Source organism: Okeania sp. SIO2C2, from assembly GCF_010692625.1.
GTDB lineage: Bacteria > Cyanobacteriota > Cyanobacteriia > Cyanobacteriales > Microcoleaceae > Okeania > Okeania hirsuta.
The window spans coordinates 1-8,061 of record NZ_JAAHGM010000022.1; the positions used below are offsets into that span (position 1 = coordinate 1).

General features: G+C 37.3%; 4 protein-coding genes. All 4 read right to left on the reverse strand.

Annotation, left to right across the window (positions count from 1 at the left end; all coding sequences use genetic code 11):
• Positions 1 to 332: 332 nt before the first annotated feature.
• The 4 genes from F6K18_RS18730 to F6K18_RS18745 all read right to left on the reverse strand — a co-directional run bounded on the left by F6K18_RS18730 (position 333) and on the right by F6K18_RS18745 (position 7,945).
• Entirely contained in the window at positions 333 to 1,808 is a 1,476-nt protein-coding gene (locus tag F6K18_RS18730; RefSeq protein WP_287522802.1) for an ABC transporter ATP-binding protein, read from the reverse strand.
• 1,052 nt (positions 1,809 to 2,860) lie between these two features.
• The gene (locus F6K18_RS18735; protein WP_287522804.1) at positions 2,861 to 7,195 is read right to left on the reverse strand and encodes an AMP-binding protein; all 4,335 of its coding nucleotides are present in this window, start codon (positions 7,193 to 7,195) and stop codon (positions 2,861 to 2,863) included.
• A 301-nt stretch (positions 7,196 to 7,496) separates the two neighbouring features.
• Positions 7,497 to 7,682 (reverse strand): hypothetical protein, encoded by a 186-nt coding sequence (locus F6K18_RS18740; RefSeq protein WP_287522806.1) that lies wholly within the window; start codon positions 7,680 to 7,682, stop codon positions 7,497 to 7,499.
• 86 nt (positions 7,683 to 7,768) lie between these two features.
• Positions 7,769 to 7,945: a hypothetical protein gene (locus F6K18_RS18745; RefSeq protein WP_287522808.1), complete on the reverse strand. Its 177-nt coding sequence runs from the start codon at positions 7,943 to 7,945 to the stop codon at positions 7,769 to 7,771.
• Positions 7,946 to 8,061: the final 116 nt, after the last annotated feature.

The following is an 8,061-nucleotide window of genomic DNA, read 5'->3' on the forward strand; positions in this document are numbered from 1 at the left end:
ACAGGAGGGAAGATGTGGGGAGAGATCATACAAAAAATTCAACACTCCTTCATATGATTTTTCCTCAAAATTGATGCGCGAAAAGACTCTTACACCATAATTATATAGATCTCAAATGGGTTCTATATACTAATTAAGGTATAATTCCTTGATTACCAAGGGATCTAGCCATTTTTAGGGCTTTGAGGTATATTTACGGACGTTGTATGTAACGTCCCTACCCACTCCCCTAGTCCTCTGTAATGCGAAAATGTAGCAAACTTTTATTGCGCTTGGTATTAGTGGGATAGGTTCATTGGTCTTTGTTGGGTTGCGCTTGCGCTTAACCCAACCTACGGCATCAATGTTTTTTTACCCGATGTCATTAATAAACCTACCTCTTCGATTGTAGCGGTGGCAGCATCTAGAATATCAATAAACTTACCTTCATATATAATGGCAATATGATCGCTCATTGCCATGACTTCTTCTAATTCTGTAGAAATATATAAGATACCTGCCCCTTGTTGTTTTTGAGCAAGTAAAGCTTTTTGTACATATTCTGTAGCACCGATATCTAAACCACGGGTAGGTTGCATCGCTACAATTAATGTTGGTTTTCCAGAAAGTTCCCGCGCCAGAATAATTTTTTGTTGGTTTCCTCCAGAAAGTTGATTGACTTTTAACTGCGGATGACTGGCACGAATATCAAATTTTTCTATGGCATTTTTCCCATGATTATTTATTACTCCAGACTGCAAAAAACCATAACGACAAAAAGGCAAAAATCTAAATAATTTCAAAATCAAATTCCGAGCAATACTAAAATTCATAATTAACCCCATTTTCTGGCGGTCTTCGGGAATATATCCCACTTTTAAATTATCTACAAATTCGATCTTTCCTTTCTCCACAAAACGCAAACCGTTAATAGCATCGGCTAATTCTCTTTGACCATTGCCATCGACTCCTGCTACTCCTAAAATTTCCCCACTATGCAATTGAAAAGATAAATTATTTACTACAGATAAACCTCGGTCATTTTTGACTTCTATATTTTTCACTTCTAGAACAATTTTGCCTTTTTCGGCAGCAATTTTATGAGAAACTAAATTTACTTCTCGACCCACCATCATTTCAGCTAATTTATGAGTAGTAATCGCTGCTGTTTTGATGGTATCTACCACTTTTCCCCGACGTAAAACTGTGACAGTATCACAAACATTCATTACTTCTTCTAGTTTATGACTGATCAAAATAATTGTGTGATTATTTGCTGCTAACCTTCGCAAAATATTCAGCAAAGAATATACTTCTGCTGGAGTTAAAACTGCTGTAGGTTCATCTAAAATTAAAATTTTTGCTTGACGATAAAGTACCTTGAGAATTTCTACCCGTTGCTGAATAACTATTGGTAAATCTGCTACTTTACTATTCACTGGTATTTCTAAATTATAGGCTTTTGCCATAGCGTTAATTTCTGCGGATTTTGTACTTAAATTTAGATGAATTTTTCCACTATTTCCCAAGATAATATTTTCTGTAACTGTTAATGTTGGTACTAACATAAAATGCTGATGAATCATCCCAATACCATAGTTTATTGCTACACCTGGGGAGGAAATTTCTATCAGTTTATCTTCCAGATAAATTTGACCATAATCTGGTTGATATAGTCCTGATAATATGTTCATTAATGTGGTTTTTCCTGCACCATTTTCTCCAATAATAGCGTGGACAGAACCTGCTGCAATGGAAATATTAATATTATCGTTAGCAACAAATTTTCCGAAACTTTTAGTAATATTTTCTAAATGTAAATATGTCATCAAGTATTAGATAATATTTTTTTTTGATTTTAATGTAATTAAAATAATTATTAGTGCCAGTTATGAATGATTTTTTGTATCCGTAGGAGGGTTGCGATCGCTACTTTTTTTCACTCCCTAAGAATCAAGTTTTAAAGTATTTAAGTAATTGAAATATATGTTATTTTTACTTCAACAATAGGAAGATTAATATAGAATACAGAGATTTTGGCTTAAAGGCAGAAGGCAAAAAGTAGAAGCTTTGTAGTCTACCTTTGCGAAAACCGCTATAATATCATGTTCCCCCTCCGGGGGAGCTACGCTAACGGACGGGTCAGTTATAAATAAAATTTAAGGACTGACAGTACCGACGGTATCAAATAAATACTGAAATTGTCTTTACTTTTCTCCAATATTTCCTCTTTTTCTCCAATATTTCCTCCTGACTCCTGACTCCTGACTCCTGAGGACTCACAACATTTATTTATAAGTATTCAACCGCAATTCGTAGCTCCCCCGGAGGGGGAACATGATATAAGTAGGGCTTGCTGATTAATTCTCGCGCGTATTGATAAATAAAGGTATTAGCCTTTTTGGGGTTCAAAAAAGTGCCAGCTTTTCGGTGCCTGTGAGCTGCAAAAAGCTAGTATTTTGGGCTGACTATGGTAGAAAAATCCCAAATTGACAAAACTTAGCTCCTACCTCCTCGCTCATTCCTATTTCTCCAGTATTCCCCTCCTGGGAGGGGCGAGGGGTGGGTTGTCTCCAGTATTCCCCTCCTGGGAGGGGGAGGGGCGAGGGGTTGGTTGTCTCCTACCCCTACTAAAAGACTTTTGAGCGCAAACCCTAAGTAGACAAAGAAAAGCAAGGAAAAACAGGAATTGTTCCAGTTAAAGCTAGATGGGTCATAGAAAGAACTAATATCATGTCCGGTTGAACAGTTATAAATAAACGATGAAGGAGTCAGGAGTCAGTCCTCAGGAGTCAGGAGGGAAGAAAGAAGAAGAAGGAGAAAGTTTTTTTTATCACTAATTATCCGGACATGATATAACCCCTGGATGGAAAGATGTAAATTATGAGTCAATGTCTAGAGTGCTTTGTAGACAAGACCTCATTTTTTCAGCTAAGATGCGCACACTGGGTTCTGAGAGAATCTTACTATGAGCGCCATGAATGTTATAAATTTCTAGTCCTTCTTCAGCTACACATTCCCATCCATTTGTAGGATCGGAAGATGTTATAGTTGTATGTTTAGCTTTAAAAAGAGTTATTTTACCCGGATATGAATGTGGTGTATAGCATTGAGGAGATACAGACTGAGAATTTATTTTGTGATGCTTTTTAGTAACATTAGAAGTTGATGACCTAATAGATAGATATAATTTTTTAGGAAATTGGGTAAACAACTTAGTTAACAATTTTTGTACCTTGTCGAATAAGTAAGGTAGTCTCTCTTGAGGTTCAAATAATAGAAAATTACCCCAATGAATATCAATATTTCGTATCACATTTAAAATTAATTTCTGGAAACGAGAAATCTTGTTCCAGTTTGGGGGAAGCTTAACATTTGGATGTATGGTATCAAACAAAAATAACTTGGCAACTGTTTGACCTTGTGCGTGAAGCTGTTTTGCCATTTCAAAAGCTACATTTCCTCCATTAGATACACCTAATAATATATAAGGTCCTTGGGGCTGAAAAGCCTGCATTTCTTGAATGTAGTGAGCTGCTAAATCTTTAGTAGGAGGTAGAGAAACTTTTTCTTTTTTCCCTTTTTTTGCCGCTAATCCATAATTTAACCCATAAATGGGTTGTCTTTGACCCAAATAACTTGCCAAAGGTCGGTAAAAACTTAAACCTTCACCGAGAAGATGAATAGCGAATAACGGTGTTTTATCGCCCAGTGGTTGAATAGGGACTAATGATTGCCAAGATGATGACCATTTCTCTTCAGATAAAATCTTCGCTAGTTTTTCAACTGTTGGAGCTTGAAACAGAGCAGCTAAAGGTATATCTTTCTGAACAGTTTTTTCAATTTCAGCCAATAGTTTAACTGCTAAGATAGACTGTCCTCCTAAATCGAAGAAATTATTATAGATTCCGATAGGTTGAATTCCTAAAACTTTTTCCCAAATCTGAGTCAGTTGGCGTTCTAATTCGTTGCGAGGACAAACAAATGTATGTTCTAACGTTTGCTGAATGAGTGCATCCATCCATTTGATGATGGCATCAAATTCACCAGTTTCCAAACTCTGTTTAAGTTGTAAGCGTTTAATCTTACCCGTTGTTGTTCTCGGAATCGCTGATTTTTCAGTTAAAACTATATGATTGGGATTTATACCCAAGGTTTGAGTTACTTTTCCCCGAATTTCTTTAGCTAATTTGGCTAATTGACTTTCTTCCGTAATTAGTGTATTGAAGAAAATAGCTAACTCATCAGTATCACTTTCTTGTTGTCGAATATTACAGGCAACAGCATAAGAAGGTTCAACCCCTTCAACTGCTTCGACTACTAATTCAATTTCCTGACAGGAATAATTCTTACCATTGATAATGACGATCTCCTTTTCTCGTCCTGTCACCGTCAGGTAATTGTGATTGAGAAATCCTAAATCTCCAGTATTCAACCAACCATCTTCTGTAAAAAGTGTCCTATTCAAAGTTGGATTATTGTAATATACACCAGTTCTGTTGACACCCCAAATCTGAATACGACCAACTTCACCCTCATTGAGTAAATTATTCTGATCATCAACAATACGAATTCCACAACCCGGTAAAGGTTGACCAATTTGCACAAATTGTTCGCCACGCTGGTTATAACCCATTGCTATCCACTCACGGTTACTGGCAACAACTCCCGTTTCAGAAAGACCATAACCAACATTAAGGACATCCGCACCCAATCCCAATGGTTGTAAGGTCTGTAAAAAAGAACGGCAAATTTGAGGCACAATTTTTTCTGCACCTAAACCAATGGTTTCGATTGAAGTCAAATCCCAGTGAGGTTCGGAAATTTCCTGAATTTGCTCCATAATCTGTGTCATAGCAAAGTTAGTTAAGACCGTTCCCTTCACCTTGTATTGATCGACAATATCTAACCAAAGTATAGGGTTTCCGAAAAAGCGTTCTGCGGGAAGATAAAGATTTTTACCCAATCTTGGGTTAACAATACCAAATCCTGAAGCATTATCAAAAGGAACCCAAGTCAACGAGCAGTAAGACGGATCGGATTTCTCATTTCCTGACAAAAATTGGCTAATAACTGTGACAGCATCAAAAGAAATCAGTTTTGGAGTACCTGTTGTACCCGAACTGGTGAGCAATAGAGCTAAATCTTCAGGTTGGTTGGAATGGAAATTCTGACTGGGAGCAAATTCTTGAGATTTTTCGATAGTTAGTAGGTTAGGAGTAGAATCTTTGAGAATATCGTTAATTGTTTCTGTCAGATTCTTGGTTGTCAAAATTACAGGATTATCTAACCCTTGCCAAACCTGTTGCAGTTTGGCATTTTGAGTAGTTGTGTTAGAACTATTGGAGGAAGTTGCCACAGGAACGGGAACAAAACCACCTAAAAAACAACTCCAAACCGCTGCTACAAAATCATCACAATGTTCAACATGAATAATAATAAAGTCTCCAGGAGATAAACCTTGCGCTTGTAAGTAACTGAGTAAAGTTGTAGACTGTTGCCACAAGTCGCCATAGGTTCTGGTTACTCCTTGCTCCTCCCTCAAATCAACAAATTTGCTTTCAGAAAAGCGATCTATTTTTTCTTTTAAAGTTTCTGCTAGGGAAGATACGAACTCAAGAGTTCCCGTTAATCTTTCCCCGTAGGCGATCGCTGCTACTTTTTCTTCTATTCCATTTTTAGAGAACCCATCTAAACCTAAACTTGCTTGTAATTGAGTGTCAATTTGTTTAAAATAATCAAAACGTTTGATGTGATTTAACGTTGCTTCTTTAACTGTCAAAAATTGGGCAGTTCCTGGTCGTAGATTATAAAGAAAAGACCCATTTCGTTGAAAGTCTAAGTCTGGAACATCTGAGGGGATTTGAAGTTGAGCAATTTCTTGGTTAATCTGAGCAAGTTGTCTTTCTAATTCATTAAAAAGATCCTGACCTACCGGAGTGAATTTGGCATATTTGCGCAACTGCTCAAGTCCGATTTGCAGTTGTAAAGGAATCTTAATAAGTTGACTTTTGGTAAAGTCTAAAAGTTCACCAGTAGGGTTTGCTCGATAAACATTTAACCAAAACTGAGCAACAGGTGTATAAACATATATGGCATGGAAAATTCCTCGTAGGGGACGCAAATCGAAACGCCAAGGCGAATAATACAAATTGTTAGCTTGAGCATCTTCAACTGAATCCAATAAAAGGGGATTATTTTGTTCAATCAAGAATAAACGGTTGTGGTGAAACTCGTGAATAAAGTTATCAGCTAATCTATAGGGATTTTCAATCACGCTACAAATTAGAGCGCCTGAAAAATCTGAGCTAGTGAGGTTGGTGAAAGTTCCTACATCTATCGATTTGAGAGCTAATACCTGCATAAAATAATGCAATTGCTCGAAAGTCTGAGGATGGTATTGCTCGATTAGTGCTAATCCGTCTTTAACTAGGGTGACATATTTTCCCTGATAGCTCATTCCTGTTTCAACAACTGTTTGACCATCTGGAAAAGCAGGAGAATTAAAACAATAAGGTTGCAATCGTAATTCCCGACTGGGAAGTTGAATGGTTGGGCATTTGCCTACTTTCAAATTCTCGTCAGCTAATGTTGCATCTGGGGTTAATTCTAGGGTTTGTTTGTTGTTTGCAACTACAACTTCTAATTTTTCTGAATTAATACCGTAAATTTCTATTTTTCCATTCCCTTCTAGGTAAAGAGATGTACCTGGAATCGCTACTGGTAAACGACAAATTAAAGGGGTTTTAAATTGATAACTTTGCTGAGACAGAAAACCGTAAGCAAGCGCAAATAGCTTAAATTGATTGAGGTGAAGGATTAGTGCTTGAAGGGGTGTTTTTTGTTGAATTGCCTGACAATATTCCTGAGTAACGAGGGGTAAAGGTTTCTTCGTCAGGGTTGCTGTGACTAGGTCTAACGCCAATAGACACCAATGATTGGCAAAAGGATCTGACCAGATTAAGGTAAATTTTTCTGATGCTTCTGTGGCGATTTTTTGATAAACTTCTAAAAATTCTTTAATCTCTGAAATGTCTTCCTCAGAACCTTCAAACCTAGGGTGACGCATCAAAACTTGTTGTATGGCGATCAGGGTATTAATATTCTGCTGTTGGCGATCGTCAAAAAGTTTAGGGTCACTCCAAAAAAAACTTGATTGACCAAATTCATATTGATCTTCACCTATTTTAAGGTCTAGCTCTGTGTTTATTGACATTACAGCTCCATCTACATCTAATAGAATAACTTTACTTTTACATTTTCAGGACTTACGCTTTCCCAACCAATAAACCGGGTTTATTGCCCTGCTCTTGTTGTTCAAACCACGAAATTTCCTTTATAAACCCGGTTTCTGCGTAAGTCCTGATTTTAATATTATAGTAGGGACATTGTATACAACGTCCCTACTGTTTGAGTTGGTTACTTATCCATAGATATTCATGGTTGAACCAACAGCATTTCAATCTCGATCTATTTGGAAGAAGGCTAGATCAAATCCTTGATTTTAGTCTACTCTATTAGTTAAAAATAGGGCCGCCGCCAGAGTAGCCTTTGCCGCCGCCAAACTCACCACCAGTAGCGCCGCGAGCAACGAAGCGAACAGCACAGTTGCTATTTTGTTGTTGCCCTTCCATCTGTGCAATTAAATTGCTGACTTGTTGTTTTTGTTCTGGGTTGAGTTGGCTATAGTTAAGACTTTTCATGGTTGTTTCCTTTTATTATTGAGGCATTTCAATCTCGATCTATTTGGAAGAAGGCTAGATCAAATCCTTGATTTTAGTCTACTCTATTAGTTAAAAATAGGGGAGTAGCCTTTGCCGCCGCCAAACTCACCACCAGTAGCGCCGCGAGCAACGAAGCGAACAGCACAGTTGCTATTTTGTTGTTGCCCTTCCATCTGTGCAATTAAATTGCTGACTTGTTGTTTTTGTTCTGGGTTGAGTTGGCTATAGTTAAGACTTTTCATGGTTGTTTCCTTTTATTATTGAGGCATTTCAATCTCGATCTATTTGGAAGAAGGCTAGATCAAATCCTTGATTTTAGTCTACTCTATTAGTTAAAAATAGGGGAGTAGCCTTTGCC